This is a genomic window from Saccharopolyspora gloriosae (genome assembly GCF_014203325.1).
GTDB lineage: Bacteria > Actinomycetota > Actinomycetes > Mycobacteriales > Pseudonocardiaceae > Saccharopolyspora_C > Saccharopolyspora_C gloriosae.
Map to the genome: position 1 here is coordinate 6,726,190 of NZ_JACHIV010000001.1, position 26,638 is coordinate 6,752,827.

The window sequence follows — 26,638 nt, forward strand, 5'->3', positions numbered from 1 at the left end:
AGGGGAACGGCGGCCCCGCATGATCTCGACAACTTTTCCTGTAACTACCGTACCGTGCCGATGCGGTTCTACGCGACGTGGTCTCGTGGAGAGTCTCCGTGTCGCGCGTGACCTTCCCCCTAGATCGCGAATCGGCGGTCGGCGATCATCGTGTCGTGGCTCGCCGTGGAACGCGGGCAGCCGAAGACACCATCGGGGCGCATGGCACGATACTCGCGTGCCAGAACCGTTCGTCGCCTACCTGAGGGTTTACGAACCCCTGTCGTCGATCGATTCCCCGCTGCGCGAGCGGCTCGCCGCCACCCTGGAGCAGGGCGCGCTGGAGCCGACGGTCGCGGCGACCAGGGAGCAGGACCAGTGGCTGCGCACCCAGGTGACGGCGCCGCCGAAGCTGCTGCCCGGCGACGGCGCCGACGGCACCGCCGAGCAGTCCGGCGACGTCCTCACCCTCGACCCCGAGTCCGTGCCCAGCGGTCCCGCGGCCACTGTCGGCCCCGGCCCGCTGGTGTGCCCGCTCGACCTGCGCGGCCGGTCCGCGGCGGCCCTCGTCGGGTTCCTCGGCGCGGCGGAGGTGCCGCTGCGCGCGGCGGTGGTGTCGCTGCCGGTGCAGAAGGCGAAGAACCAGGCCAGCGCGGTCGTCAGCGAGCTCGCGGAGAACGCGGTGCACGTGCTGTCGTCGACCTGGACGGTGCCGCTGCCGTGGTTCGTGCTCGTCGACCCGGCGGAACGGGTGACCGAGGACGAGGACGGCAAGCGGCGGGTCTGCTGGCGGGTCGCGATGGCCGACGCGCGGCGCCGGGTGGCGCGGGCGCACTCGGTCGCGCGGGACTCCATCGGCGACGGCGGGCCCACCAAGATCCTCCGGGAGACCGGGCGCTGGCTGGAGCGGTTCCACCCGCACTCCGCGGTCGAGCTCGACTACGGCGGCCTGGTGCAGATGATGAGCCGCAGCGACCTCGACGCCGACACCTCGGCCGAGGACGTGCACGCGATCATCGACGCGATGGAGTCCGGCGACACCGTCGAGGTCGGCGAGCGCTACGAGGCGCTGCGCGACTTCTGGTCCGAGTTCGCCGCCCACGAGCGGTACAACTGAGCTCCGGTCCGCGAGCTCACAGCGGGCGCTTCACCGGCGGCAGCGGATCTCGCCGTTGAGGACCGCGAACCAGGCCGAGTCGGAGTGCGTCCACTCGCGCCAGGCACCGCTCAAGCGCTCCAGTTCCGCGCGGGTGGCCAGGCCCCGGTCCAGTGCCTGCTCGGCGAAGGCGGAGTCCAGCACGCGGTCCGCCCACAGCCCGCCCCACCACTCGCGTTCGGCGGGCGTGGCGAAGCACCAGGCCGTGGCGGTGGCGTCGACGTCGCCGAAGCCGTCGAACCCGGCGTCGCGCGCCCAGCCGAGCAGCCGCCGCCCGGCGTCCGGTTCGGCGTCGTTGCCGCGCGCCACGCGGTGGTAGAGGTCGAGCCAGTCGGTGAGCGCGGGCAGCTCCGGGTACCAGGTCATCGCGGCGTAGTCGGCGTCCCTGGCGGCGACGATCCCGCCGGGCCGGCACACCCGCCGCATCTCGCGCAGCGCGGCGACGGGGTCGGTGAGGTGCTGCAGCACCTGGTGGGCGTGCACCACGTCGAACGACCCGTCCGCGAACGGCAGCGCGCAGACGTCGGCGACCTGGAACGTCGTGTTCGCGGGGGCGTCCGCCGCGGCCTGCTCGACGATGCCCGCTGCGTTGTCGACGGCGGTTACGTGGCCGGGGGCGACGCGGTCGGCGAAGTCGCGGGTGATCGTGCCGGGCCCGCACCCGACGTCGAGCACGTTCGTGCCCGGCAGCAGGTCGCCGAGCAGGTAGCCGGCGGAGTTCTCCGCGGTCCGCCACCGGTGCGAGCGCAGCACGCTCTCCTGGTGACCGTGCGTGTACACGTCTCCGTGCGCCATCCGGACTCCCGGCTAGTGGGACGGAAATTCCGGGATCTGAGCCTACGGCGGGGCGCGACCGGCAACAAGCCTCCGGGCGGCAGCGGGTTCGCCGCCGCCGAGCTCAGGCGTCGAGCGCGCCGGGGATCACGCGCAGGACGCCGACCTGCCGGTCGCCGCCGAGCAGCGGTTGCTCGGCGAGGTCCCGCACGCGCCCGCCGGTGATGTCGACTCCGAAGGCGCGCAGCACCTCCACCGCCACCGGCCCCCTGGCGCGGGAGGCGCCGTCGCTGATCTTCACCGCCGCGGCCCGGCCGTCCGGCAGCGCGAGCGCGAGCACGCCCTCCGCGCCGATCTTCGAGAGCACGCCGGGCACGGCGGTCATCAGTTCGGTGTCGTCCCGGTCGGTACCGGCGACCAGCCACGGATGGGCCCGCATGGCGTCCGCGACCCGCCCGGCCGCGCCGCCCGCGGTGACCATGCCGCGGAACAGCCGCGCCAGCCCGATCAGCGGGATCGCGAACAGCGGCGCCCCACAACCGTCCACAGTGGCCGTTTCGATCGGTTCACCGGCGAGCTCGGAGATCGTCTCCCTGGCGCCCAGCTGCAACGGGTGCTCCGGGTCCAAGTAGTCCTCGACGGGCCAGCCGAGCTGCGCGCACGTGGCCAGCATCGCCGCGTGCTTGCCCGAGCAGTTCATCGCGAGCCTGCGCTTGCCGGTGCCGTCCGAGAGCCACCGCTCCCGCGTCGGCTCGTGCATCGGCTGGTCCGGCGGGCAGCGCAGCGCGTCCTCGTCGAGTCCGTGGCGCGCGAGGATCGCCGCCGCCCGCTCGATGTGGCCGGGCTCCCCGTTGTGCGAGGCGGCGCCCAGCGCCAGGTCGGCGTCGTCGGGCAGTTCCAGGCCCGCGCGCAGCATCGCGAGCGCCTGCGCGGGTTTCACCGTGGAACGCGGGAACATCGGAGCGGTCACGTCCCCGACGGAGCGCAGCACCGAGCCGTCGGCGTTCAGCAGCACCGCCGAACCGAAGTGCACGCCTTCGCGCAGTCCACCGCGCACCAGCTCGACGAGCGGAGCGGGAGCGTTCACGGACGGTCCCGCTCCGCCGCCAGCAGGTCGTCCACCGACGCGGCGCCTTCCCGGTAGCGGCGGGCGATCTCGGCGTTGAACAGGTCCACCACCGCCTGCACCTCGCGGCGGCGCTGCGAGACCGAGTCCTCCTCCGCGGTGTAGGCCGCGAGCGCGGTGTTCAACTTGGCGTCGGACAACGACAACACGTTCGACAGGTCCACGTCCGAGACCAGCGCTTCCACGTGCCTGCGGTGCGCCTCGGCCCGCGACGGCTCGGTGGTCTGGTAGCGCCCGGAACCCGTGGCCGGGCCGACGGCGTTGTCGGAGAGGATGTTCACCAGCTGCTCCACGACCGAGGCGGAGCCGTTCTCGGAGCGCCTGCGCTGCTCGGCGCGCACGATGTCGATCCGCGCGTGCAGCATCCGGCGCAGGTACGAGAGGTCCGTTTCCTCCTGAGCGGCTTCGTCGCGAAGGCCGCGGACCTCGCCCAGTCCGAGCTCTTCGATCCCGTCGGCGTAATCCGGGTCCAGGACCCGGTCGATCCGGCGGCGCCCACCGGGGCGGACTTCGATCACGTGCCCATCCTCCGTCGATCGTGCCCACCGGCACTCGATGCCCTGGCGGCATCGTCACGGCCGGCGCGGCTGGTGCGTCCAGTGTGCATGTCCTGCAAGCGCTCCCGCATCACGTCTTGATCCCGAGTGCCAGGGCCGCCTGGTCCGGGGGCAGCGGCGCGCGCTGCGCGATCTTCGCGACGCCGGCGGCCCTGGCGACCAGTTGCGCGTCGTCCCGGGCCGGTGTCCCCGGCGCGTAGTCGGGGGTGTCGGCGCGTCCGATCCGGACGTGCGCCCCCGCGGCGAGCGCCGCGAGCAGCACCGGCAGTCCCGCGGGTCCGACTCCGGCGGCGGTGCATCCGGTTCCCCGCGGCAGCAGCTCCATTGCGGATGCAAATTCGGTCACGGCGTTGGGCGCACCCACCTCGCCGGCTCGGGAGCCGGGTGATCCTCGGTCGTCGTCCGAGCCCGGGAGTTCCGCTCCGGTCGAGAACCGGGCTTCGCCGGTGAACGCGAGGATCACGTGCGCCGGGTCCGGAATCTCGCGCAGCACGGCCAGATCGGCCGCGCAGCGGGCCAGGAAGTGCACGGCCGTCCCGCGTTCGCGCGCACCCGCGCGCAGGTCCCGCACGAACTCCGGTGACGCGTCGAGCGGGCAGCTCAGCGCGTTCGCGCCGCAGGCCACCAGCTCCGGCAGCGGCGTGGTCTCGGAGGCCGTGACCCGCACGAGCAGACCCGTCTGCTCCCGCACGGTCGTGACCAGATCACCGAGCGGTACTCCCGCAACGGGCGGCAGATCGACGACGGACGCGCCGACCCGCGCGCATCCGGCGGCGGACCGCACGAGCTCTGCGACCGATGTGGACGTGCCGTCACCAGGCTGAGCGGCGGCGACGGCGAGCACCGTGCCGGTCGGTTCCGGCGACCCTGTCATGGGGGTGATCTTGGCACACCCACGGGGCCGCGTAGTTGTTCCGATCCGTCAAATGACCATCGGACGGGTGATCGGCGCGGCCGACATCACCCAGGGTGGTCACGATCGCCCGCTGTGCACGGGAATCCGGCCGTGCGCGACGGGCGAACGCCTCAGCGCCCGCGGAGACCTTGCGCGGCGATCCGGCCCGGCGGCTCCCCGGTGTCCGGCGGCACCGAATCCGGGTCGACGGCCGCCGCGACGGCCCGGTCCTGCTCGGCGTCGCCCGCGACGAGCTCCACGTCCACCGGCGCGGTCCGCTTCAGCAGCGCCAGCACCACCGGGCCCAGCTCGTGGTGCAGCACCACCGAGCCGACCCGGCCGACCTTGCGCTCGCCGTGCCACACCGGATCACCGGTCTCCGGGCGGATCTCCACCGAACCGTCCAGGTGCAGCAGCACCATGCGCCGCGGCGGCTTGCCCACGTTGTGCACCTTGGCCACCGTCTCCTGGCCCCGGTAGCAGCCCTTCGCGACGTGCGCGGCGGTGTGGATCCAGCCCATCTCGTGCGGGATCGCCCGCTCGTCGGTGTCGACGCCGACCCGCGGGCGCAGCGCCTCCACGCGCAGCGCCTCGTAGGCCATCGTGCCCGCCGGGCGCACGCCCGCGTCGGTCAACCGCGTCCACCAGTCGACCAGCGAATCCCGCGGCACCACCAGGTCCACCGTGTACAGCCCGCGGAACGGCACGGCGCGCGCGAAGCCGCCGCCGGGCAGGCCCACCACCTCGTACGGGGCCGTCGGCACCGAGCTCACGCCCGCCTTGCCGAGCAGGTCCACCGCGTCCGGGCCGAGCACGCTCAGCAGCGCGAACTCGCCGGAGGCGTCGCGCGGTTCGACCTTCGACCAGAAGCGCATGGCCTCCAGGTACTCCAGCAGCGACTGCTTGCCGTCCACCCCCATCGAGGGCAGCGCGCTGGAAGCTCGCGCCGCCGCCTCGGTGTCCAGGTACACCACGCCGTCGTGGTGGGCGACCATCGCGTGGCAGTCGATGTGGCCCTGGCTGTCGAGCACCAGCGCCTCGGTGCCCTGGCCCTCGGGCAGTTCCGTGAGGTGCTGCGAGAGCACCAGGTGCAGCCAGCTCAGCCGCTCCTCGCCGGGAACCGCGATGATCGCGCGGTTCGACCGGTCGACCACCACCGCGGATCGCGTCGCCGAGCGCTGCTCGGCGAACGGGTCGCCGAAGTGCCACGCCACACCCACGTCAAGCGAGGTGTCCAGCGAGGCCTCCTCCGGGGCCGCGACGGCTCCGGGCAGCTCCAGCAGGGGTGAGTTCATCGTGTCTCCTCGACCGCGCGCTCCAGGTGGTCGGCGTCATCGGTGCCGCGGCAGCCGCGGCACGTTCCCGACAACGCCAGATGCGTGGCGTCCAGTTCGAACCCGCTTCGCCGCCGCAGCAGCTCCGCGAGGTCGTCCAGCAGATCGCACGGCACCTCGTCGATCTCCCCGCACCGGTGGCAGACCAGGTGCACGTGCTCGTGCTCATCCGCCGAGTACGTCGGGGCGCCGTGCCCGAGGTGGGTGTGGCGCACCAGCCCGATGTCCTCGAGCGCGTCCAGCGCACGGTAGATGGTGGTGATGTTCACGGTGCGCGCGGTGCTGCGCACCCGGCGGTGGACTTGATCCGGTGTGGCGTGGCCGAGCTCCCGCACGGCATCGAGCACCAGCCGCCGCTGCGGGGTGACCCGCATGCCGTGCCGGTGCAGCGTGGTGCGCAGCGATCCCGTCTCACCCACTGCCGGCTCCCGTGCTCGACGAACCTGACGTACCCCTCCGATCGTATGCCTTGCCGCTTCGCGGGATCAGCCCGCTCGCTCCGCCTCCGCGAGGAGCCCGCACCGCGCGGCACGCGGTGCGGACATGCATGAGAAATCGATCCCGCAGCGAGGAAGCCGCTGAGGTTCCGTCACCCGACCCACTGCTCAAGCCAAGATGAAAAACAGGCGGTTAGGCTGCGGGTATGCGCGTATTGGCTCTGCTGGACGGGACGTTGGCCGACCCCGAAGCGCCGTTGATGCGGGCCGACGACCTGTCGGTCACCCGTGGCGACGGCATCTTCGAAACGATCTTGGTGGTGGCGCGGGACGCCCGCGAGATGGGGCCGCACCTGGACCGGCTGGAGCGCTCCGGCGCGCTGCTGGACATCCCCACCCCGCCGCGCGCCGTGTGGGAGCGCGCCGCGCAGGCCGTGATCGACGCGTGGCCGTGGGAGACCGACCGCGAGATGGCCCTCAAGCTCGTGTGCAGCCGGGGCGTCGACGGCGGCGACGGCACGCCCACCGGGTTCGCCATGGGCTCCCCGGTCGGGCCGGACACGCTGCGCAAGCGCCGCGACGGCCTGGTCGCGGTGACGCTCGACCGCGGGTTCGCGCCGGACCTCAAGGAGCGCGCGCCGTGGCTGCTGCTGTCGGCGAAGACCCTGTCGTACGCGGTGAACATGGCCGCGCTGCGGGAAGCGGAACGCCGCGGCGCCGACGAGGTGATCTTCACGGCCACCGACGGATCGGTGCTGGAAGGCCCCACGTCGGCGGTGGTGCTGGCCCGCGGCAAGACGCTGATCACGCCCCCGCCGAGCACCGGCATCCTGCCCGGCACCACGCAGGGCGCCCTGTTCCGGGCCGCGGAGAAGGCCGGTTGGGAGACGAAGGTCGAGCCCTTCGACCAGGCTGAGCTGCGCACCGCCGACGGGGTGTGGATGACCTCCAGCGTCCGGTTGGTCACCCCGGTGCACACCCTCGACGGCACACCGATCAAGGCGGACCCGGAGCTGCACCGGGAGCTCACCGGCCTCTACGAATCCCTCTACTGACGAGAGCGGCCCCGCGACCTCGGGGAGGTCGCGGGGCCGGTCGTCAGCCGACGACGCGTTCGAGCTTCGCGGACAGCCGGGGCTGCAGTTCGTGCTCCGAAGTGGCGCGTTCCTCCACGTAGGCCAGCGACCCGTCGACCACGCCGTAGAGCCGGCTCGCGGCCGTCGCGTCCTCGGCGGTGGGAGTGCGGATCACCGCGTCCGTGGCAAGCTGCCACGTCGTCTTGTTCCGCTGCTGCCCGAAGAACATCTCGGAGATGCCGGTGCTGTGCACCAACAGGAGTTCGATCGTGTCGTCGGGCTGCGGTCGCCACCAGCCGACCTCGCGGAACGCGGGGGCCACCACCGAGCCGCCCTCGCCGTCGAGCCGCCACGCCCTGCTCTCGTAGTACAGGAACGGGCGCCCGTCGTGGGCGAAGGTGACCTGCTGCAGGAAGCGGTAGCTCTCGTCCTGCGACGGGTGCGCCGCCTCGCCCTCGCCGCGCCACACGCCGACCAGCGGCAGCAGCATCAGGCAGGCGCTGTGCAGGTCGGGGCCTTCGCGGAGGTTCGCGGTGTCGCCGACACCGGGCAGGTCGTCGAAGGACGGAACGTTGCGCTCGCGGGTGACCTCGGCACGCTCGGCGGCGGCCTGCACGGCCGCGTCGCCGCTACCGGGCTCCGGCTGGTTGGACGTCGTGGTCATCGTTCGCAGATTACCCGCGACACCGGTGCGGCAAGCCTCGCGGGTCAGTCGTTGTACAGCCGGAACAGCACGTACCCGGCGAACCACAGGACCATGATCGTGGCGATGACGAGCAGCGAGACGAGGCCGTAGTGCAGGAAAGGTATGAGTTCCACGCGCAAAGGATAACCACCGCGAGCGCCCCGTGGAGTGTGGCGTCGGGCATGATTCCGGAGCACAGATCGCCAGAGCAGGGGGGAACCGGGCCGCATGACCGATTTCGACACGCTGCGCGAGCACGCGCTGGCGTTCCGGGAGGATCTGCTCGCGCGCAAGGAGAAGCTCGCGCCCGCCGAGTTCGACTGGTACCCGTACGACACGATGGCGAACATCTTCCACCTGGACCGGTTGCTGTCCGGTCCGAACCGGTCGGTGTTCGACACCCTCGCCGGGAGCCGGATCGCCGACATCGGCGCCGCTGACGGGGACTTCGGCTTCTTCCTGGAGCACGAACTGGGCTGCCAGGTCGACGTGGTCGACAACCCGCCGACGAACTTCAACGGGCTGCGCGCCGCGCGGCGGCTGGTGGAGGAGCTGTCCTCCTCGGTGCGGGTGCACGAGATCGACCTGGACTCGCAGTTCGCGCTGCCCGCCGAGCGGTACGGGGCGGTGTTCTTCCTCGGGCTGCTCTACCACTTGAAGAACCCGTTCTACGTCCTGGAGGCGCTCGCCCAGCGGGCGGAGCTGTGCTTCCTGTCCACCCGCGTCGCGCGGCAGGCGCCGGACGGCACGCCGTTGCGCGACCAGCCGGTCGCCTACCTGCTGGACCCGGTGGAGGCGAACAACGACGCCACCAACTTCTGGATCTTCTCCGAGACCGGGCTGAAGCGGTTGTTCGAGCGCACCGGCTGGGAGGTCGTCGAGTTCGTCACCGTCGGCTGCGAGGAGGGCTCCGAACCCGCCCGCGCCGACCGCGACGAACGGGCCTTCGCCATGCTCCGCTCCCGCCGCACCTGACCCGAACAGCAGAAGGGCCGGTACCCGAGGGGTACCGGCCCTTCTGACTGAAGTCCGCGCAGTCCTTGATCCGTGTCTTGTCAGCGGCGAAGCCGCTGAGCAGCGACCACGCACGCAGCCGGACCACCGGCGGGTTCTCAGGTGTCTTCTCGCGAGGACAGCTTTTTCCCTCGTGGCGGAGCCACTTGGGAAAAAGATCCCGCAGCGAGAAGACACCTGAGGTTCCGCTACCCGGACACCCGCGCAGATCCCCCGCGAGAATCAGGCGACAGCGATGTCCACGGGGTGGACGCCCGGTCCGGAGGCGGACACGTCCGACTGGCCCTTGCCGTCGCGGTGCAGCGCGCGCACCGTCCACGATCCGGGCGCGGCGTAGAACCGGAAGTCGCCCTCCGGGGAGGACACGACCTCGGCGGTGAACTCACCGGTGGCGTCCAGCAGCCGCACGAACGCGCCGCCGACCGGCGTGGAACCGGAGTGCACCTTGCCGGTCACGACGATCTGGTCGGTGTCCTCGGCGACGGCGGTCGAAGTCTGCTGCGGCGCACCGCATCCGTCCAGGCTCATGCTCACGCTCCCTGTTGGCTCGGGTTCTCGACCGGCACGCCCACCAGCGAGCCGTACTCGGTCCAGGAACCGTCGTAGTTCTTGACGTTGGCGTGCCCGAGCAGCTCACGCAGCACGAACCAGCTGTGCGACGAGCGCTCCCCGATGCGGCAGTAGGCGATGGTGTCCTTCGAGTCGTCCAGGCCGGCCTCGGCGTAGATCTTCTTGAGGTCGTCGTCGGACTTGAAGGTGCCGTCCTCGTTGGCGGTCTTGCTCCACGGCACGTTCACGGCCTGCGGGATGTGCCCGGCGCGCTGCGCCGACTCCTGCGGCAGGTGCGCCGGCGCGACCAGCTTGCCCGCGAACTCGTCGGGCGAGCGCACGTCGACCAGGTTCTGCGCGCCGATGGCGTCGACGACCTCGTCGCGGAACGCGCGGATCGAGGTGTCGGGCTCCTGCGCCTGGTAGCTGGTGCCCGCGCGGTTCGGCTCGTCCTTGACGAGCTTGCGGCCGTCGAGCTCCCACTTCTTGCGCCCGCCGTCGAGCAGCTTCACGTCCTGGTGGCCGTAGAGCTTGAAGTACCAGTAGGCGTAGGCGGCGAACCAGTTGTTGTTGCCGCCGTAGAGGATCACCGTGTCGTCGTTGGCGATGCCCTTGGCCGAGAGCAGCTTCTCGAAGCCGGCCCGGCTGACGAAGTCGCGGCGCACGTGATCCTGCAGGTCGTTGCGCCAGTCCAGCTTGATGGCGCCGGGGATGTGGCCACCGTCGTAGGCGGTCGTGTCCTCGTCCACCTCGGCGAACACGACCTTGTCGGTGTTCAGGTTCTGTTCGGCCCAATCGGTGGAGACCAGGACCTCTGCACGGCTCATCGAGCGACTCCTTCTTGTTCTCGTTGCTTGCACGTGTGTTGTGGACTCACCCGGTGTGGGCCTGCTTCGCCGGGACGACCCGGCGCAGCACCAGGTACAGCTGGCAGCCGAGGCAGTAGCCGAAGGCCGCGTTCAGCAACGCCGCCACCAGGGCGAACGCGTTGGCGACCATGCCCAACGTGGTCCATTCCAGGGCGTATCCGGCGGTGGCGACCACCGTGAACACGAAGCCGACCCCCTGCGAGAAGCGCACCGGCGCCGGGGCTTCCCGCTCGGATTCCGGGATCGGCGGCAGCTTCGGCGCCACGGCGGAGCGGAACACCGCTCCCCACGGGTTGAGACCCATGCCGACGAAAGCGCATAACGCGAACAGCACCGTTTGCACCGCGAGCACGCGCCAACTCCCGGTGACCAGGCCGATGGCCAGGATCACGCTGGTGATGGCGGCGGTGAAGCGGACTCCACGCGGGTCCAGGGTGGCGGGCATGAGCATCCTCCGTAGCGGTACCGACAGGGTGGACCGGATCTCGTGGACCGGCTGATCGGCCGGTCCGTCCGGCGGCGCTGGATGCGGGCTTCTGCGCAGGAGGAATTCCTTGCGAGCGCCACGGGCATCCGTCCTACCGCCCGTTCAGTGCCTGGGACACAGGCTGCTGCCCACGCGGCAGAAGTCCACCGCGCGCCGTCGGGTCAGCAGTACATGCACGGCTCGGAGGCTACCCGTTTCGACCGATCGGCGGGAAGAACGTTCACTGGGTGAGACGCATCGCGTACTCCGGTTCGCCGCGTCGGCGCGGTGAAACAGCAGCTCACCGGGGCTGCGGGGGATTTCCCCGGCGGTCGCGGTGCTGGTGCTCGCGATTCGCCCTGCCGGGTTTCCCAGCATTCGGATAGCCGCGGTGGCGCTCATGGCAGGTGCGGTCGCAGCGCGGCCGTGAGCTCGTCGCGGCGGGGCACCCCGCCGACGCGGAACAGCTCGGTGCCGGAGCCGTCCAGTGCGAGCGTCGTGGGCGTGCGGTGCACGCGCAGCGGCGTGGACCACTCCGGGTGATCGGTGAGGTCGACCTCGACGTGGCGCATGCCCTCGGTGCGCTGCGCCAGGTCGGCCAGCAGGATGCGGGTGTGCCTGCAGGGCGCGCAGAACGTGGTGGACAGCTGCAGCAGCGTCACCCCGGTTCCGTCGAGGTCGCCGAGCCGGGCGCGCAGGCCGTCGGGGAGTTGATCGGGCACGTCCGGTGCAACGCCCGCGGGCGCCGCGGTCTTCCCGGATCCGGTCGCGGGTTCGCCCGCCCCGAGCGGGGTGGTCGTCGCCGCCGGGCGCACCCGGCCCTCGCGGGCGCGCCAGACCGCCCCGAACACGAGCGTCGCCGCGACGACGGCGAGCAGCACGACCCAGCCGGTCATCCGGTGGTCACCCCGCCGGAGCCGATCGTGACGTCCTGCGCGGTGCCCTCCATGACCAGCGCGCCCCGCTCCACCCGAACCGCGGTGGGCGTGACGGAGAACGGCAGCACGCCGGGGTCGATGGTGGTGGTGAACTGCTGCAGGATCGACTTCTCGAACACGTCGCCCAGCGGGATGTCCGACAGCGCCTGGTCGGCGATGTCGAGCTTCTTCGGCTCGATGGTGATCTGGCCGTTGAGCAGCGACAGCACCCCGATGACCTTCACCCGCACGTTGTTGCCCGCGATGTCGAGGGAGCCGTCGAGCGCGACCGTGGCCCGGCTCGGGTCGCTCGCGCCGGTCCCGGTGGTGCTGCCCGATCCGTCGTTTCCGTCGGCCGGTTCGTCGAGGGCGTCCTTCGGTGCCGGGTTGATCGTCAGGTCCGTGATGCCGATGTAGCGGCCCACGTCGGAGGCCTTGAGCTTCACCCGGCCGACCAGCTCGTCGACCTGGATCTCGTCGGCCTTGCCGGCGATCACGTCGCCGAGCGCGACCCGGGCGTGGTGCAGGTTCGCCTCGACGCCGAGCTCGCTGAGCTCCCCGACCCGCACGGCCTTCGCGGCGAGCTCCACGTCCTGGTAGTCCCCGGCGACGGCCTGGGTGAGGAACGGGAAGCCGTGCACCCGCACGGACGGGTCCTCGTCGAGCTTCAGCTGTTCGCGGACCTTCTGCGACACCTGGTACTCGGCGACCGACGCCGCGCCGTAGTCGGCGACCACCAGCAGGCCGAGGACGATGACGAGGGTGACGACGAGCTTCTTCACCGCGAGCGGTCCGTTCTGTCGGGGTCTCGGATTCGGGGCGGAGTGGATCGTGCGGGGTTGATCCGGTTCACCTTCGCACTTGACCGCCCGCGACCGACAGGTGTGCTCGGCAACAGGTGGTTCGCGGAGCTCAGCGCGCCGCTGCTCGCGGTGGCGGGCCGACCGCGGTGCGCGCCCAGGCCGCCATCCGGTCGACGAGGGCGCCGCCGGTGGCGCTCTCCGCGTGCCGCATGCCCGGTTCCAGCCACAGCTCACCGCCCGCGGCGGCGTGCAGCGCCTCCGCGTCGGCCACCGGGAAGTAGTGGTCGTCGGTGCCGTGCACCAGCAGCGTCGGGGTCGGGGCGAGCCGCGGCGCCAGTTCGATCGGGGAGGCGGGGACCTCGGGCCACTCGCCGCCGAGCCGCACTCCCAGCAGCCGTGCGGTCCACCGGCCGTGCGGCTGCTCCAGCAGCCAGTGCACCCGGCGCATCGCCGGGGTGTCCCGCACCCACCAGCGCGCCGGGCCGCTCACCGAGATCATCGCGTCCGGGCGCTCGGCCGGTGCGGCCAGCGCCGCGTGGCGCAGCACCACCGAGCCGCCGAGCGAGAACCCGAGGGTCACCACGCGCCGGTGCCCCAGTTCGCGCAACCGGGTCAACGCGGCCGTGATGTCCTGGACCTCCGTCGGCCCGACGGAGGTGACCCCGGCGGAGCGGCCGTGGCCGCGGAAGTCGACGGCGAGCACCGACCCGTGCTCGGCGAGTCGCCGCAGCACTCGGCGCACCGCGGGTTTCCGGATGTGGTTGGTGAATCCGTGCCCGACGGCGAACGCCAGGTCAGAGCCGCGCGGGCAGCGGTGGTAGAGGCCGCGGAGCCGGACTCCGTCGGCCGCGGTCAGCGTGATCGGGCGCGGCCGAAACGTGGCCGTAACGTGGCTTCGCGGCCCATTCACAAATGTGACGCCGTCGGTTTCACCTGGGGTTTTCGCACTCATCAGGGTTATTGTGCTTGGCATCCACAGGCAACGAAGCCGGGTCGTCCGGCCCAGCACGCTGGCTGAACGGCCTTCGCGAGCCAGCCGCTTCGGTGTTGGCCCTGGGACGGGAGGCCCCCGCATGAGTTCCGAACTGCTGCTGTTGACCAGCGATCAGAACGGCGAAGCCGCACTGCCGGCACTGGCCCTGCTGCCGCACCGCGTGCGCGTCCTGCCGCCCGACCCCGGCGCCATCCTCTCCGCGGGCACCCACGACGTGGTGCTGGTCGACGCCCGCACCGATCTGGCGGGGGCGCGGGACCTGTGCCGCGTGCTCGCCTCCGGCGACGCCCCGGTGATCGCGATCGTGAACGAGGGCGGCCTCGTCACGATCAGCGCCGAGTGGGGCGTGGACGACATCCTGCTGCCGACCAGCGGCCCCGCCGAGGTCGACGCGCGGATGCGGCTGCTGACCACGCGCCGCACCAGTGAGAACGCCACCGCGGACGGTTCGCTGTCGGTCGGCGACCTGGTCATCGAGGAGGCGACCTACACGGCGCGGCTCAAGGGCCGGGCGCTGGAGCTCACCTACAAGGAGTTCGAGCTGCTGAAGTACCTGGCGCAGCACGCGGGCCGGGTGTTCACCCGCGCGCAGCTGCTCCAGGAGGTGTGGGGCTACGACTTCTTCGGCGGCACCCGCACCGTCGACGTGCACGTGCGACGGCTGCGCGCGAAGCTCGGCGCCGAGTACGACTCGATGATCGGCACCGTGCGCAACGTGGGCTACAAGTTCGTCCGCCCCGCCCGCCCCGGCCAGGCGCAGCCGAAGACCCCGGTGGACGCCGACGCGACGGCCGTCGCCGAAGCCGAAGCGATCATCGCCTCGCACGCCTGACCCGCCCGGACGGTCGGCGGGCGAGTTCGCCGCCGCTCGTGCGACGCCCCTTCGCCCTCGCGGCGAGGGGGCGTTGTGCCGTGCACCGGCCGACTTCATCACGTGTCGCGGCGGGGCGGTCGGTGGGTAACGTCGGGGCCGTGCAGCTGACGTGGCGAAACGGACTGGACAAGGCCGAGGTGGCCGAGGTGATGGCGCTGCTCGGCGCGGCGGAGCAGGCCGACGGGGTCGCTCCCGCCGGGGAGCACGTGATCTTGCGGTTGCGCGCGCACCGCGATGTGGCGCAGCAGATCGAACCGGTGCAGGCGGACGTGCGGTCGGAGCACTTCGTGGTGCGCGACGCCGCGGACGCGCTGCTCGGCTACGCCCACCTCGACGTCGGCGGCGAACCGGGCGAGCCGCTGGTGGCGGAGCTCGCCGTGCACCCCGAGCACCGGCGCCGCGGCGTCGGCGCCCGGCTCGTCGAGGCGCTGCTGGAACGCGCCGACCTCGCGCAGGCCCCCGAGGACGACACCGGCCGGTTGCGGGTGTGGTCGCACGGGGAGCACCCGGGTGCGCTGCGGTTGGCGGCCCGGTTCGGCTTCGCCCGGCCGCGCGAGCTGTGGCGGATGGGGGTGCGGCTCGCCGACGCGGAGCTGCCGGAGGTGTCGCTGCCGGAGTCGGTGACGATCCGCGCGTTCCGGCCCGGCGCGGACGAGGCCGAGGTGGTGCGGGTCAATCACCGTGCGTTCCAGTGGCACCCGGAGCAGGGCGCGATGAGCGAGGCGGACCTGCGGGAGAAGGAGGGCGAGGACTGGTTCGACGCGGCCGGGTTCTTGCTCGCAGTGGACTCGCGGGACCGGTTGCTCGGCTTCCACTGGACGAAGGTGCATCCCGGCGGCGAGGGCGAGGTCTACGTCGTCGGAGTCGACCCGGACACGCAGGGTAATGGCTTGGGGAAGTCGTTGACGGTGGCCGGTTTGCGGTATTTGCGCCAGCTCGGCTGTTCCTGGGTGCTGCTCTACGTGGAGGGCGATAACGCGCCCGCCGTCAAGGTCTACCAGCGGTTGGGCTTCGAGCGGACGGACGTCGACGTGCAGTTCGGTCGCTGAGCCCGAGCCGGGCAGCTGGATCACTGATTGCGAACGGCGAAGTCACGGGAAGATTGCGTGTCACCCGTTGGAACGTGGCGCTGCTTACTAAGCGTGCCATGTTCACTTCTCGTTCACTTGCTGCATGGCGCCAGTCCACTCCCGCTGCTTAGCGTTCGGAGGCGAGCGGCAGCGTGCCGCGTCCACGGTGTTTCCCTGATCATGGAGGAACAGAAGTGAAGATCAAGCGCCACAGTGCCGCGCTGGGCTTCCTCGCGGCGGGCACGCTCGTGCTGTCGGCCTGCGGTAGCGACCAGAACGTCAAGGCGGAGGACGTCAACCCCGCCCTGTCGAACCTGAACGTGGAATGCGGCACCCAGCCCGTCTCCTCCGAGGGCTCCTCCGCGCAGAAGAACGCCATGGACGTGTTCGCCCGCGACTACAGCTCCAAGTGCGAGGGCCAGGAGCTGCGCTACACCAAGTCCGGTTCCGGCAAGGGCGTGTCCGCCTTCAACGCCGGCCAGATCGACTTCGGCGGATCCGACTCGCCGCTGGACGAGGAGGACGGCGAGGTCGCGAAGGCCGCGGAGCGCTGCCAGGGCAACCCCGCCTGGAACCTCCCGATGGTCTTCGGGCCGATCGCGATCTCGTACAACATCCCGGGCGTGAGCGACCTGACGCTGAACCCCGAGCTGATCGGCAAGATCTACCAGGGCCAGGTCAAGAACTGGAACGACCCGGCGATCGCGGCGCTCAACCCCGGCAAGCAGCTGCCGGACCTCGACATCGTGCCGTTCTACCGCTCCGACGAGTCCGGCACCTCGGACAACTTCCAGAAGTACCTGAAGACCTCCACCAACGGCGCGTGGACCGGTGAGGGCAAGCAGTTCCGCGGTGGCCCCGGCGTCGGCCAGGGCAAGGAAGGCAGCGACCAGGTCTCCCAGGCCGTCCAGGCCACGCCCGGCGGCATCAGCTACATCGAGTGGTCCTTCCCGAAGAACCTCGGCCTCGGCATCGCCAAGATCGACAGCGGTGCGGGCCCGGTGGAGCTGACCACCGCCAACGTCGGCAAGGCCATCAACGAGGCCAAGATCGAGGGCGAGGGCAACGACCTGCGCGTCGACCTCGACTCGATCTACGGCAACAAGGCCCCCGGCGTCTACCCGATCGTGCTCAACACCTACGAGATCGTGTGCTCGAAGGGCTACGAGCCGGAGACCGCCAAGGGCGTCAAGGCCGCGCTGACCGTCGCCGCGAACGCCAACCCCACCGAACTCGAAGAAGCCGGGTACGTGCCGCTCCCGCAGGAGTTCAAGGACAAGGTGCTGACCGCGGTCAACGCCATCTCCTGATGCTGAACCTCGGCGCACGTCCCGAAGTGAGAGGCTGCGAACCGCAGTGACCGACTCGACCCGAGCCGATCAACGCCCCGCGGGCACCGGTGACGACACCGGCGCCCGTCGGGGCGTTCCGGCGTCCAGCTCCGGACCGGAGGCCCCCATTTCCGCTCCCGAAGCACCCGCCGCGGACGAACCGAAGAAGGTAGTCCGCGCGGGTGATCGCGTATTCCAGTCCCTGGCCACCGGCTCCGGGATCTTCATCGTCGCGCTGATCGCGGCGGTCGGCATCTTCCTCCTGCTGCGGGCCTTCCCGTCGCTGCAGGCCAACCAGGTGAGCTTCCTGTTCAGCCGGGTCTGGGACACCAGCGACCCGAACAACCTGAAGTTCGGCATCACCGACCTGGCCTGGGTCACCGTGGCGAGCTCGCTGGTGGCGCTGGTGATCGCGATGCCGGTCTCCTGCGGCATCGCGCTGTTCCTCACCCAGTACGCGCCGCGCTCGCTGGCCCGGCCGTTCGCCTACATCGTCGACCTGCTGGCCGCGGTGCCGTCGGTGGTCTACGGCCTGTGGGGCGTGGTGGCGCTGGCGCCGGTGCTGAACCCGGTCGCGACCTGGCTGAACACCAACCTGGGCTGGGTGCCGATCTTCGCCGACGGCAACGTGCCCGCCAACAGCGGCGCGAACATCTTCACCGCCGGGATCGTGCTGGCCGTGATGATCCTGCCGACCATCACCGGCGTCACCCGCGAGGTCTTCCAGCGCACACCCACCGCGCACATCGAAGGCGCCCAGGCGCTCGGCGCGACCCGGTGGGAGGTCGTGCGCACCACGGTGTGGCCGTTCGGCCGCAACGGTTTCATCGGCGGTTCGATGCTCGGGCTCGGCCGAGCCCTGGGCGAGACCGTCGCGCTGACGATCATCCTCAGCGGCGTGAACATCGGTCCGAACTTCAGCGTCTTCGACGCCGGCGCCACCTTCGCCTCGAAGATCGCCCTCGGTTCCGCGGAGTTCGTCAACGACATGCAGGTGGGCGCCTACATCTCGGCCGGTCTGGTGCTGTTCGTGCTCACCTTCGCGGTGAACGCGATCGCCCGGTGGATCGAGAGCGCCAGCGGTAAGGGGAAAGCATGAGAACGGACACCGCTGACGTGGAACGGCCCGCCGCGACACCGGCGTTCCAGCCCCTCGGGTTCGGGCGGAAGCTGAAGAACGGCGCGGCGACCGCGCTGTTCGGGGCCGCGTTCCTGATCGCCGTGATCCCGCTGCTGTGGGTGCTGTTCACGCTGCTGCAGAAGGGCCTCGCGCCGCTGCTGCGGCCGGACTGGTGGAGCCACTCGTTCAACGGGCTGACCGCCAACGACTACAACGGCGGCATCTACCACGCGCTGATGGGGACGCTGCTCGAAGGCCTCGTGTGCGCGATCATCTCGGTGCCGCTGGGCGTGCTCGTCGGCGTCTACCTGATCGAGTACGGGCAGGACTCGCGCTTCGCGAAGGTCGCCACGTTCACCGTGGACATCCTCAGCGGCCTGCCCTCGATCGTGGCCGGGCTGTTCATCTACGCGCTGTGGATCACGACGTTCGGCTTCAACCGCAGCGGTTTCGCGGTGGCGCTGTCGCTGGTGCTGCTGATGGTGCCGGTGGTCGTGCGGGTCACCGAGACGATGCTGCTGATCGTCCCGGACGAACTGCGCGAAGCCTCCTACGCGCTGGGGGTGCCGAAGTGGAAGACGATCGTCAAGATCGTGCTCCCCACCGCGCTGTCCGGCATCCTGACCGGTGTCATGCTCGGCTTGGCGCGGGTGCTCGGCGAGACCGCGCCGCTGCTGATCCTGGTGGGCTACGCGAAGGCCATCAGCTTCAACCTCTTCGACGGCGGCCTGGCTTCGCTGCCGCTGGTCATCTACACCGAGCGCAGCACCGGCACCGAGGCCGGCGACTACCGCGTCTGGGGCGCCGCGCTCACCCTCGTTCTCGTCATCATGCTGATCAACCTCGCTGCGTCGCTGCTGTCGAGGCTGTTCGCCGTCAAGACCAAGTAGGGCGGTTTTCATGGCCAAGCGCCTCGATATCAAGGACCTGAACCTGTACTACGGCAAGTTCCACGCCGTGCAGGACGTGACCCTGCAGGTTCCGGCTCGCAGCGTCACCGCGTTCATCGGCCCCTCGGGCTGCGGCAAGTCGACCGTGCTGCGCTCGCTGAACCGGATGCACGAGGTCATCGCCGGTGCTCGCGTCGAGGGCAAGGTGCTCATCGACGGCGAGGACATCTACGGCGCCCACGTCGACCCGGTGCAGGTCCGCCGCACCATCGGCATGGTGTTCCAGCGGCCGAACCCGTTCCCCACGATGTCCATCCGGGACAACGTGGTGGCGGGTCTGAAGCTCGCCGGGGAGAAGAACAAGAAGCGCCTCGACGAGGTCGCGGAGCGGGCGCTGCGCGGCGCGAACCTGTGGGAAGAGGTCAAGGACCGGCTGGGCAAGCCCGGCGGCGGCCTCTCCGGCGGTCAGCAGCAGCGGCTCTGCATCGCGCGCGCCATCGCGGTGCAGCCGGACGTGCTGCTGATGGACGAGCCGTGCTCGGCGCTGGACCCGATCTCCACGCTGGCGATCGAGGACCTGATCTCGACGCTGAAGCAGGAGTACACGATCGTCATCGTCACCCACAACATGCAGCAGGCGGCGCGCGTCAGCGACCAGACCGCGTTCTTCAACCTGCGCGCCGTGGGCGAGCCCGGTCAGCTCGTCGAGATCGACGAGACCGGCCGCATCTTCTCCAACCCCAGCCAGAAGGCCACCGAGGACTACATCTCGGGCCGCTTCGGCTGATCCGGCCGCGCACCACCCGGGGCGCCCGCGACTTCACCCGAAGTCGCGGGCGCCCCGTCGTTGGAGGGCGGGTTCCAGCATCGGGACGAGGAAGCGCTCGGCGACCGCGCGGACCTGCTCGTCGTCGTCGAGGTCGACGAGCTCGCTGGGGATGACCAGGAACGACGCGGAGACGCGGACCATCAGCTCGGCCACGAGCTCCACGTCCACCTCGCCGGAGACGTGCCCGGCGCCCTGCTCCCGGCGCAGCTGCCCGGCCAGGAACCGCCGCACGGTGGCCAAGGTCCGCCCGCCGTCGTTGATCATCGAGGGCAGCACGACCTCCGGCTCGACCTCCATGAGCCCGCCGATCAGCGGGTTGCGCCGGATGGCGCGCAGCGCGCTCGCGAAGCCGAGCACCACCCGGTCCGCGACCGTCTCGGCACCGCGGATGTCGGTGCGGAAGCGGTCGAAGTACCGCCGGAACTAGGACCTGCGGGCGTTCATGACGCGAGCACGCCGCCTCCCGGACTGGGCGGACCAGCGGAAGCTGGAGCTCGCGGCCGAGTTCAACAAGTCCAGGGGCCTCTACCTCAACCTGCTCAACGGGGTCGGCGGCGGCATGTTGAGCACCGCCATCCCGAAGGAGGCCCGCGCCGTCTACTACTCCAAAGGCGGCGCCGACATGGAGGACCGGGTCGCGAAGACGAGCATCCTCGGCTTCGCCGTCGGCGATCCGAACGCCTACCGGCCCGACGGGTCCGTGGTGGTCGAGTCGGTCAAGACCCGGCTGGTGCACTCGGCCGTGCGGCACCTGCTGCAGAGCTCGCCGGGCTGGGCGCAGACCAGCGGCGGGCAGCGGATCCCGATCAGCCAGGAGGACATGCTGGTCACCTGGCACACGCTGCCGACCTTCGCGATGCGCCGGATGCTCGACTGGGAAGTGCCGATCACGCGGGCGGAGTCCGACGCGTACCTGCACCTGTGGCAGGTGACCGCCTACCTGCTCGGCATCCGCGAGGAGTACATCCCCGCGACCTGGGCCGCCGCCTACCGCCAGTCCGACCTGATCCTCGGCCGGAACATGGGGCCCACGCCCGAAGGCGTGGAGCTCACCGACGTCCTGCTGGGGCAGCTCGCCGAGCAGACCAGCCCGCCGCTGGGCGTGACCAGGCCGCTGTGCAACGCGCTCGCCCGGTACCTGGTCGGTGACGAGGTCGCGGCCTGGGACGCCATTCCCCGGGAACCGGTGTGGGATCCGCTGATCAAGGAGGCCTGGCCGCTGCTGGTGAAGTTCCGGGAGAACCTCGTTCCGCTGCCCGCGGTGCCGGAGGTCGCCTGGACCATCGACGAGGCCGCTCGGCAGTACATCCTCTTCTACCTCACCAAGGGCGAGGAAACGAAGATCGAGATCCCGACGACGAACCGGCCCGGCTGAGCACGTTCTCCCCGGCTCGATCGCGAAACCCCCGAACGGCGTCCCCCGGCACGAACCGCCCCCCTTCCCCGACGCGACACGACCGTCGAGGTCGATCCTCGATTTGCGGACCTGGACGCCACCGACGAGGTCACCACCATCGAAGGACTCCCGGCCGCGGTGGACGCCGAGCTGCACCCGGTGCAGCGGGCGTGGCTCGACAACGACGTCGCGCAGTGCGGCTACTGCCAGCCCGGCCAGATCATGACCGCCGTGGCGCTGCTGCGGCGAGTCGCCGCCGAGGACCGCGAGGTCACCGAGGCCGACCTCGACGACATCCGCAACATCTGCCGCTGCGGCACCTACCCGCGCATCCGCGCCGCGATCAGGGACGCGGCGCGCGACATGTGAACCCCGGTCAGGCCTTCCAGTCGTCGGCCACCGCCGAGATGAAGGCGCTGGAGTCCTTCGGCGGCAGGGCGACGCCGCAGACCCGCTCGAAGGCCGTCAGGTAGTCGCCGGTGTCGGCCGGCTTGTCCAGGAAGCGCGAACCGGCGGCGTCGCCCACGTGCACCACCTGCGGGTCGGCGTCGTCCGGGAAGGAGAACACCGAGATCCGCTCGCCCATCAGCGGATGTCCGCCGTGCCCGAACGGCAGCACCTGGATCGTCACGTTGCGGCGGTACCCCATCAGCACCAGGTGCTCCAGTTGCTGGCGCATCACCACCGGCCCGCCGACCGATCGGCGCAGCGCCGCCTCGTCGAGCACCGCCCACAGCTCCAGCGGCTCGTTGCCCAGCAGCCGCTGCTGGCGGGTCGTGGTGACGGTGAGCCGTTCCTGGCGGTCGGACTCACCGGGCACGTGCAGTTCGGTGTCGAACAGGGCCGCGCCGTACTCCGCGGTGTGCAGCAGCTCCGGGATGGGGTCGGCGCCGAAGCAGCTCACCGCCTTCGCGGCGGTCTCCAGCCCGAGGTGCGTCTCGAAGCCGGGGCGCTGCGCGGTCGTCGGGTACTGCTGCCACCAACCGCGCTCCTTGGAGCCCTGGGCGAGTTCGATCAGATCGGTGATCCGGTCGCCGCCGATGCCGTAGAACTCGGCCATCAACCGCACGTCGGAGGTGCGCACCGGCACCCGGCCCAGTTCGATCTGGCTGATCTTGCCCTGGGAGCAGTCCAGGTGGGCGGCCACCTCGCGGTGCGTGCGGCCCGCCTTCTCCCGGAGCTTGCGCAGTTCACCGCCGAGGCGCCGGCGGTGCACGGTCGGACTGTTATGCACCCTCGACCTCCGAACGGACGGTGTCAGGGCGCGCCTCATCGCTGCTGGTCACGTCCACGACGATCGCACACGGCATTCGGGTCATCGACTGGTGAGACCGAGTATTAATACACCGGTTGCCGTATCGGGTCTGATCATTTCGGTTCCGCGATCACTCGGCCACTCGCCGCAACCGGCCGCTGACCTGCCCGAACACCCCCGGAAAACGACGACGCCCGCCGGGAGATCCCGGCGGGCGTCATCGCTCGATCAGGTCAACTCGTGGGCATGCTGCCCGTCACGGTGAACACGACCCGGCGGCCGACGGCGACCGCGTGGTCGGCGAACCGCTCGTAGAACCGGCCGAGCAGGGTCACGTCGACGGCGGCGGCCACCCCGTGCGACCAGTCGGGCCGCATCATCACGGTGAACAGGTGCCGGTGCAGGTCGTCCACGGCGTCGTCGGCGGCCTCCAGGTCGCGGGCGGCCTCGATGTCCCGGGAGCGGATCACCGCGGCGGCGCGGCCGCACAGGTCCACGGCGACGCGGCCCATCTCGGCGAAGTACTCCTGCACCGGTTCGGGGAGCACGGGCTGCGGGTGCCTGCGGCGGGCCGCCTTCGCGACGTGCAGCGCCAGGTCGCCCATGCGCTCCAAGTCCTCGGCCGCGTGGATGGTGGAGATGACGGTGCGCAGGTCGCCCGCGACGGGCGCCTGCAGGGCCAGCAGGCCGAACGCCTGCTCCTCGGCACGTGCACGGGCCTCGTCGACGTGCACGTCCTCCTCGATGACCTGCTCGGCCAGAGTCAGATCGGCCTCCAGCAGCGCCTTCGTGGCACGTTCCATCGCCGTTCCGACCATGGTCGACATCGAGGCGAGCTCCTCGGCGAGATCGCCGAGCTGTTCCTGGTAGACCTCACGCATGCCGGTCACCTTACTTCCGGGAAGAATCGGACAAGACGCACGATGGTGAATCAGCGGTGAACGGACCATGATGTGCCCGTTCGAGTGGTATCGCAGGGCTCACCATCCGATCAGAGGCGCCCGTACCGCGACAAGGCGGAAATGGAGCAAATCGGACACCGCCGGATGTCGGCTCAGCCGCACATGTCGGTTCCCGCGTTCACCGTCGAGAGATCGCTCGGCATCTCCGGCTGCGCCCCGCCGGGCGCCTGGACCGGCCCGGTGAAGCCGGTGCCCAGCTCCAGGCGCAGCTCGTCGCCCGCCGCCGGGTCCTGCTCGGTCGTCGCGCCCGGTACCGAGGACGCCAGCAGCCGAGCCGCCGCCGCGTTCGCCGCGCTGTGCCGCACGACCGTCCGCGAACCCTGCTGCGCCAACGTCTCCGAGCCGGAGACCACGTACCCGGCCTTGCCGAGCTGATCCGCGGTGCGACCGGCCAGGCCGTCCGCGCCGGAGGCGTTGACGACGCGCACCGGCACGTCGGAGGGCTTCGCCGTGGCCGCACCGGCGCCGAACGCGGCCGGAGCGGTCGATGCGGGTCCCGCACCGCCCGCGGGCCCCGCGGCGGCCGGTTGCTGCTGCGCCACCGGGCCGTCCTCGATGATGGCGCGGAAGAGCCCGGCCGCGTCGGCCTGGTCCAGCTCCTCCATCCCCTCGTCGTTGGCGTAACCGGTGGTCGGGACCGTGATGAAGGTGATCTTGCCCGCGTCCATGCCCTGCATGGAGCGGCCCAGTTCGAGCAGCTGGTCGGTGCCGACGTTCTCGCCGAACGTGTTCGCCGCGACCGCGTCGACGAAACCGCCGAGCTTGTTCGGGTCCATCAGGACCTGCCCCGACATCGCCTTGCGCAGCAACGAGGACAGGAACAGCTGCTGGCGCTGCATCCGCCCGTAGTCCGAGGTCGGGTCGCCCTCCACGTAGCGGGCGCGCACGTAGTTCAGCGCCTGCGTGCCGGTGAGGGTCTGCGGGCCCGCGTTCGGCAGCACCACGCCGAGCTTGCGGTCCACGATCGGGATCTCCGAGCAGATGTCCACGCCGTGCATCGCGTCGACCATGGACTTGAAGCCCGTGAAGTCGATGCCGAGGAAATTCGTCACCGACAGGCCGGAGAGCTGCTGCACGACCTTGGTGGTGCACTTCGGCCCGCCGACCGCGTACGCCTCGTTCAGCTTCGTCGCCGGCCGCGCCGGGACCTGCTCGCCGGTGTACTCGCCGGTGTCGGGGTTCCAGCGCTCGCAGCTCGGGATGTCGACCTGCAGGTCGCGCGGGAAGGAGACGACGAGCACGCGGCTCCGGTCCGCCGGGATGTGCGCGATCATCGTCGAGTCGGCGCGCGCGCCGGGCTCGTCGGTGGTGTCGCCGACGCCGTCCGCGGCGGTCGAGCCCGCGCGGGTGTCGGAACCCAGCAGCAGGAAGTTGCGGTCACCGGACTGCTTCGAGATGTCCTTGATGGACGAGGAGTTCGGGTCGAGCGCCGCGATGTCCTTGAACTTCGCGTCCACCCACGCCTTCGCGCTCCAGCCGATCCCGGTCGCCACGAAGATCGTCAGCGCGGCGGCCACCGCGAGCGCCTTGAGGATGCGGATGGTGCGGCGCTTGCGCTGCTCCTTCTTCCAGTCCATCCGGGAGGCGCCCGCCTCGCGGCCCTCGACGAAGTCGAACGGCATGTCGCGGCCCAGCTCGGGTTCCTTGCGCATGCCGAACAGCCACGAGTACTTCTTGCGCCGCGCGTCCTCCTCCACGGCGATCTGGTCGTGCACCGCGGAGAACCGGGCCAGCGTCGCGTCGATCTGGCGGATCTCGTCGCTGTCGCCGCTCGCGTCGTCCTCGTCGGCGTCGGCACCGCTGACCGGTGCGACGACGGCCGTCTCGTCCGCGGCCTTGTCGGGACGCGAGGCCTTGTCGGGACGGGCCGCCTTGTCGGGGCGTCCGGGCTTGGCCGGGGTGCGGGTGACCTTGGTGCCTTCGTCCGCGGCGGGCTCCGGTTCGGCAGGCACGGCGGGGACCACCGCGGTCGCCTCGGGGTCCTCGGACGGGGCCGAAGCCGGACGCGCGGGCCCCGGCCGTCCCGGACGGCCGGGCCGGCCCTGGGCCGGGCGTTCGCCGTCGCCGGCCGGTGCCTCCCGGCGCCTGCGCGGAGCCTCGGGCTCCGCCGCGGGTTCCCCGGAGAGCGCCTGCGTGATGTGGGTGGCCTCGGCGTCCTGAGCGGCTCCCAGCGCGCCCGCGGCGGCCTGCGGCGGGGACGGGCGGCGGCGCTGCTGCGGCTCCTGCGGAGGACGCGGCTGGCGCCCGGGAGCGGGCTGCCTGCCGGTCTGCGGATGACCGGGCCGGCCGGGCGGGCGGGACTCGCCCTGGTCCGCCGGCGGCTCGGCGGCCCGGCGGCCACCGGTCCGAGGTTCTTGCGGCGCGGCGGGTGCCTGCGGCGCGGCCGCCCGGCTCTGCGGCCCGGCGGGGCCTTGCTGCGCGGGTCCCTGCGGCGGCCGAGCCGGCGCCGACCACTCCTGCGCCTGCCGATCTTGCGGCGCGGGCGGCTGCGCCGGGCCCTGCGGAGCTGCGGGCGGCTGCTGGGGGCGTTGCGGCGCCTGCCGGTTCGGCGGCGCGGGCTGCTGGGCGCCGCGCGGCTCGGAGTGCCTGCCCTCGCCCGGAGGGCGGGTCGGGGCGGCGGGCCGGGTGCGCCCGGTCGGGGGGCGGGAGGCCGACTCCGGCGGGGTCCAGTCGGATCGGCGTTCGGCGGGCGGGCCGCTGCGGGTGGGGCGTCCGCGCGACGGCGCCTGCGCCGACGCCTGCGGTGCGTGCGAACCGGGAGCCTCGGCACCGCCCTGCGGACCTGCCGGGGGTTGCTGCGCCGGGGGCTGCGGCTGCTGCGGGGAGGACTGCGGGGGTTCGGGTCGAGCGCGGCGCCCGCCGCCGCTCGGGGCTTCGGGTTCGGCGGCTCGGCGGTGCGAGCCGGTGCCCGCGCCGGGCGCCTTGCCGTGCTTGGAGAGCAGGTCGAACACCCGCGTACCGCCGGTGCCGTCGTCACCTAATGCGCGGCGGCGGCGCCCGGACTGCTGGTCGGGGGCGTTGTCCTCGTCCGGGCCCCCGTCTTGGTGGGGACTGTGGTGCCCGTGCTGGCCATGCCGGGGGTCCTGCGGCACCCGTGTTCCCTCCCCACCGTCGAAGTCGATGGTGTCGTCGTTCGGTATGGGCGTCAGCGGTCGACTCCCCGAAGTCCTATCGCTGAACGCTCCCGAGATAGTACGGCTGATCGCCCGAACTGACGATAGTGGGCGACAATTTCTTCACAATCAGTGCACGATTCACTGAGATTGTGCGCCGTATCGGC

Annotated in this window: 27 protein-coding genes and 1 pseudogene; 11 read left to right on the forward strand and 17 right to left on the reverse strand. The window is 71.3% G+C overall.

The genetic code is table 11. From position 1 onward, the window contains the following. Nucleotides 1-217 precede the first annotated feature (217 nt). The gene (locus BJ969_RS29265) at nucleotides 218-1,096 is read left to right on the forward strand and encodes a DUF8083 family protein (protein ID WP_184484383.1); all 879 of its coding nucleotides are present in this window, start codon (nucleotides 218-220) and stop codon (nucleotides 1,094-1,096) included. A gap of 30 nt (nucleotides 1,097-1,126) precedes the next feature. Here the strand turns inward: BJ969_RS29265 and BJ969_RS29270 are convergent, their stop codons facing one another. The 6 genes from BJ969_RS29270 to BJ969_RS29290 all read right to left on the reverse strand — a co-directional run bounded on the left by BJ969_RS29270 (nucleotide 1,127) and on the right by BJ969_RS29290 (nucleotide 6,240). Further along, a complete protein-coding gene (locus BJ969_RS29270; RefSeq protein ID WP_184484386.1) occupies nucleotides 1,127-1,930 on the reverse strand; it encodes a methyltransferase domain-containing protein in 804 nt (267 codons plus the stop codon). A 103-nt stretch (nucleotides 1,931-2,033) separates the two neighbouring features. After that, nucleotides 2,034-2,996, reverse strand: a complete 963-nt coding sequence (locus BJ969_RS29885) for an asparaginase (RefSeq protein WP_343071662.1) — start codon at nucleotides 2,994-2,996, stop codon at nucleotides 2,034-2,036. Beyond that, nucleotides 2,993-3,553, reverse strand: coding sequence for an RsiG family protein (locus BJ969_RS29890; protein ID WP_343071663.1), 561 nt, complete (start codon nucleotides 3,551-3,553; stop codon nucleotides 2,993-2,995). Before BJ969_RS29890 ends, BJ969_RS29885 begins: the two co-directional genes overlap by 4 nt. Before the next feature lie 109 nt (nucleotides 3,554-3,662). Beyond that, complete coding sequence (locus BJ969_RS29280; RefSeq protein ID WP_184484388.1) at nucleotides 3,663-4,466, reverse strand: 3-keto-5-aminohexanoate cleavage protein; 804 nt, start codon at nucleotides 4,464-4,466, stop codon at nucleotides 3,663-3,665. Between the two features lie 152 nt (nucleotides 4,467-4,618). Continuing rightward, entirely contained in the window at nucleotides 4,619-5,782 is a 1,164-nt protein-coding gene (ygfZ, locus tag BJ969_RS29285; RefSeq protein ID WP_184484390.1) for a CAF17-like 4Fe-4S cluster assembly/insertion protein YgfZ, read from the reverse strand. Further along, on the reverse strand, nucleotides 5,779-6,240 hold the full coding sequence (locus tag BJ969_RS29290; protein WP_425503593.1) for a Fur family transcriptional regulator: 462 nt from the start codon (nucleotides 6,238-6,240) through the stop codon (nucleotides 5,779-5,781). The genes ygfZ and BJ969_RS29290 overlap by 4 nt, the downstream gene beginning before the upstream one ends. A 224-nt stretch (nucleotides 6,241-6,464) precedes the next feature. Between BJ969_RS29290 and BJ969_RS29295 the strand changes: the two genes are divergently transcribed. Continuing rightward, nucleotides 6,465-7,313, forward strand: a complete 849-nt coding sequence (locus BJ969_RS29295; protein ID WP_184484392.1) for an aminodeoxychorismate lyase — start codon at nucleotides 6,465-6,467, stop codon at nucleotides 7,311-7,313. 43 nt (nucleotides 7,314-7,356) lie between these two features. Here the strand turns inward: BJ969_RS29295 and BJ969_RS29300 are convergent, their stop codons facing one another. Beyond that, nucleotides 7,357-7,998 carry a heme-binding beta-barrel domain-containing protein gene (locus tag BJ969_RS29300; RefSeq protein ID WP_184484394.1) on the reverse strand — a complete coding sequence of 214 codons (642 nt, stop codon included), beginning with the start codon at nucleotides 7,996-7,998 and terminating at the stop codon, nucleotides 7,357-7,359. 249 nt (nucleotides 7,999-8,247) lie between these two features. Here BJ969_RS29300 and BJ969_RS29305 point away from each other — a divergent pair, with 249 nt between their 5' ends. Next, nucleotides 8,248-8,994 carry a methyltransferase domain-containing protein gene (locus tag BJ969_RS29305; RefSeq protein WP_184484396.1) on the forward strand — a complete coding sequence of 249 codons (747 nt, stop codon included), beginning with the start codon at nucleotides 8,248-8,250 and terminating at the stop codon, nucleotides 8,992-8,994. Nucleotides 8,995-9,255: 261 nt separating this feature from the next. On the opposite strand, the gene BJ969_RS29310 is transcribed toward BJ969_RS29305, so the two are convergent. The 6 genes from BJ969_RS29310 to BJ969_RS29335 form a co-directional block, all read right to left on the reverse strand. Beyond that, a complete protein-coding gene (locus tag BJ969_RS29310; RefSeq protein WP_184484398.1) occupies nucleotides 9,256-9,561 on the reverse strand; it encodes a DUF1416 domain-containing protein in 306 nt (101 codons plus the stop codon). A 2-nt stretch (nucleotides 9,562-9,563) separates the two neighbouring features. Further along, on the reverse strand, nucleotides 9,564-10,409 hold the full coding sequence (locus BJ969_RS29315) for a sulfurtransferase (protein ID WP_184484400.1): 846 nt from the start codon (nucleotides 10,407-10,409) through the stop codon (nucleotides 9,564-9,566). Nucleotides 10,410-10,455: 46 nt separating this feature from the next. Further along, the gene (locus BJ969_RS29320) at nucleotides 10,456-10,902 is read right to left on the reverse strand and encodes a DUF4395 domain-containing protein (RefSeq protein WP_184484402.1); all 447 of its coding nucleotides are present in this window, start codon (nucleotides 10,900-10,902) and stop codon (nucleotides 10,456-10,458) included. Nucleotides 10,903-11,315: 413 nt separating this feature from the next. After that, complete coding sequence (locus tag BJ969_RS29325; RefSeq protein ID WP_184484404.1) at nucleotides 11,316-11,813, reverse strand: TlpA family protein disulfide reductase; 498 nt, start codon at nucleotides 11,811-11,813, stop codon at nucleotides 11,316-11,318. After that, nucleotides 11,810-12,616 carry an LmeA family phospholipid-binding protein gene (locus tag BJ969_RS29330; RefSeq protein WP_184484406.1) on the reverse strand — a complete coding sequence of 269 codons (807 nt, stop codon included), beginning with the start codon at nucleotides 12,614-12,616 and terminating at the stop codon, nucleotides 11,810-11,812. Before BJ969_RS29330 ends, BJ969_RS29325 begins: the two co-directional genes overlap by 4 nt. Nucleotides 12,617-12,746: 130 nt before the next feature. Next, nucleotides 12,747-13,547 carry an alpha/beta hydrolase gene (locus tag BJ969_RS29335; RefSeq protein ID WP_343071664.1) on the reverse strand — a complete coding sequence of 267 codons (801 nt, stop codon included), beginning with the start codon at nucleotides 13,545-13,547 and terminating at the stop codon, nucleotides 12,747-12,749. A gap of 163 nt (nucleotides 13,548-13,710) precedes the next feature. On the opposite strand from BJ969_RS29335, the gene BJ969_RS29340 reads away from it, so the two are divergent. The 6 genes from BJ969_RS29340 to pstB all read left to right on the forward strand — a co-directional run bounded on the left by BJ969_RS29340 (nucleotide 13,711) and on the right by pstB (nucleotide 19,703). Continuing rightward, complete coding sequence (locus BJ969_RS29340; RefSeq protein ID WP_184484410.1) at nucleotides 13,711-14,463, forward strand: winged helix-turn-helix transcriptional regulator; 753 nt, start codon at nucleotides 13,711-13,713, stop codon at nucleotides 14,461-14,463. Nucleotides 14,464-14,603: 140 nt separating this feature from the next. After that, nucleotides 14,604-15,554: a mycothiol synthase gene (gene mshD / locus BJ969_RS29345; protein WP_425503594.1), complete on the forward strand. Its 951-nt coding sequence runs from the start codon at nucleotides 14,604-14,606 to the stop codon at nucleotides 15,552-15,554. A gap of 215 nt (nucleotides 15,555-15,769) precedes the next feature. Beyond that, on the forward strand, nucleotides 15,770-16,885 hold the full coding sequence (gene pstS, locus BJ969_RS29350) for a phosphate ABC transporter substrate-binding protein PstS (RefSeq protein WP_184484412.1): 1,116 nt from the start codon (nucleotides 15,770-15,772) through the stop codon (nucleotides 16,883-16,885). A gap of 148 nt (nucleotides 16,886-17,033) precedes the next feature. Further along, a complete protein-coding gene (gene pstC / locus BJ969_RS29355; protein ID WP_343071737.1) occupies nucleotides 17,034-18,005 on the forward strand; it encodes a phosphate ABC transporter permease subunit PstC in 972 nt (323 codons plus the stop codon). Further along, nucleotides 18,002-18,916, forward strand: coding sequence for a phosphate ABC transporter permease PstA (pstA, locus tag BJ969_RS29360; RefSeq protein ID WP_184484416.1), 915 nt, complete (start codon nucleotides 18,002-18,004; stop codon nucleotides 18,914-18,916). The genes pstC and pstA overlap by 4 nt, the downstream gene beginning before the upstream one ends. Nucleotides 18,917-18,926: 10 nt before the next feature. Further along, the gene (gene pstB, locus BJ969_RS29365; protein ID WP_184484418.1) at nucleotides 18,927-19,703 is read left to right on the forward strand and encodes a phosphate ABC transporter ATP-binding protein PstB; all 777 of its coding nucleotides are present in this window, start codon (nucleotides 18,927-18,929) and stop codon (nucleotides 19,701-19,703) included. 33 nt (nucleotides 19,704-19,736) lie between these two features. Here the strand turns inward: pstB and BJ969_RS29370 are convergent, their stop codons facing one another. Further along, on the reverse strand, nucleotides 19,737-20,102 hold the full coding sequence (locus tag BJ969_RS29370; RefSeq protein ID WP_246457127.1) for a hypothetical protein: 366 nt from the start codon (nucleotides 20,100-20,102) through the stop codon (nucleotides 19,737-19,739). An 85-nt stretch (nucleotides 20,103-20,187) separates the two neighbouring features. Between BJ969_RS29370 and BJ969_RS29375 the strand changes: the two genes are divergently transcribed. Further along, nucleotides 20,188-21,120, forward strand: coding sequence for an oxygenase MpaB family protein (locus BJ969_RS29375; RefSeq protein ID WP_221315973.1), 933 nt, complete (start codon nucleotides 20,188-20,190; stop codon nucleotides 21,118-21,120). Nucleotides 21,121-21,228: 108 nt separating this feature from the next. After that, a pseudogene (locus BJ969_RS29380) lies at nucleotides 21,229-21,510 on the forward strand ((2Fe-2S)-binding protein); the annotation flags it as partial. A 7-nt stretch (nucleotides 21,511-21,517) separates the two neighbouring features. On the opposite strand, the gene BJ969_RS29385 reads toward BJ969_RS29380, so the two are convergent. From BJ969_RS29385 to BJ969_RS30950, 3 genes are all read right to left on the reverse strand, one after another. Further along, on the reverse strand, nucleotides 21,518-22,357 hold the full coding sequence (locus BJ969_RS29385; protein ID WP_184484420.1) for a Scr1 family TA system antitoxin-like transcriptional regulator: 840 nt from the start codon (nucleotides 22,355-22,357) through the stop codon (nucleotides 21,518-21,520). 272 nt (nucleotides 22,358-22,629) lie between these two features. Then, a complete protein-coding gene (phoU, locus tag BJ969_RS29390) occupies nucleotides 22,630-23,277 on the reverse strand; it encodes a phosphate signaling complex protein PhoU (protein ID WP_184484422.1) in 648 nt (215 codons plus the stop codon). Nucleotides 23,278-23,450: 173 nt separating this feature from the next. After that, nucleotides 23,451-26,450: an LCP family glycopolymer transferase gene (locus tag BJ969_RS30950; RefSeq protein ID WP_343071666.1), complete on the reverse strand. Its 3,000-nt coding sequence runs from the start codon at nucleotides 26,448-26,450 to the stop codon at nucleotides 23,451-23,453. Nucleotides 26,451-26,638: the final 188 nt, after the last annotated feature.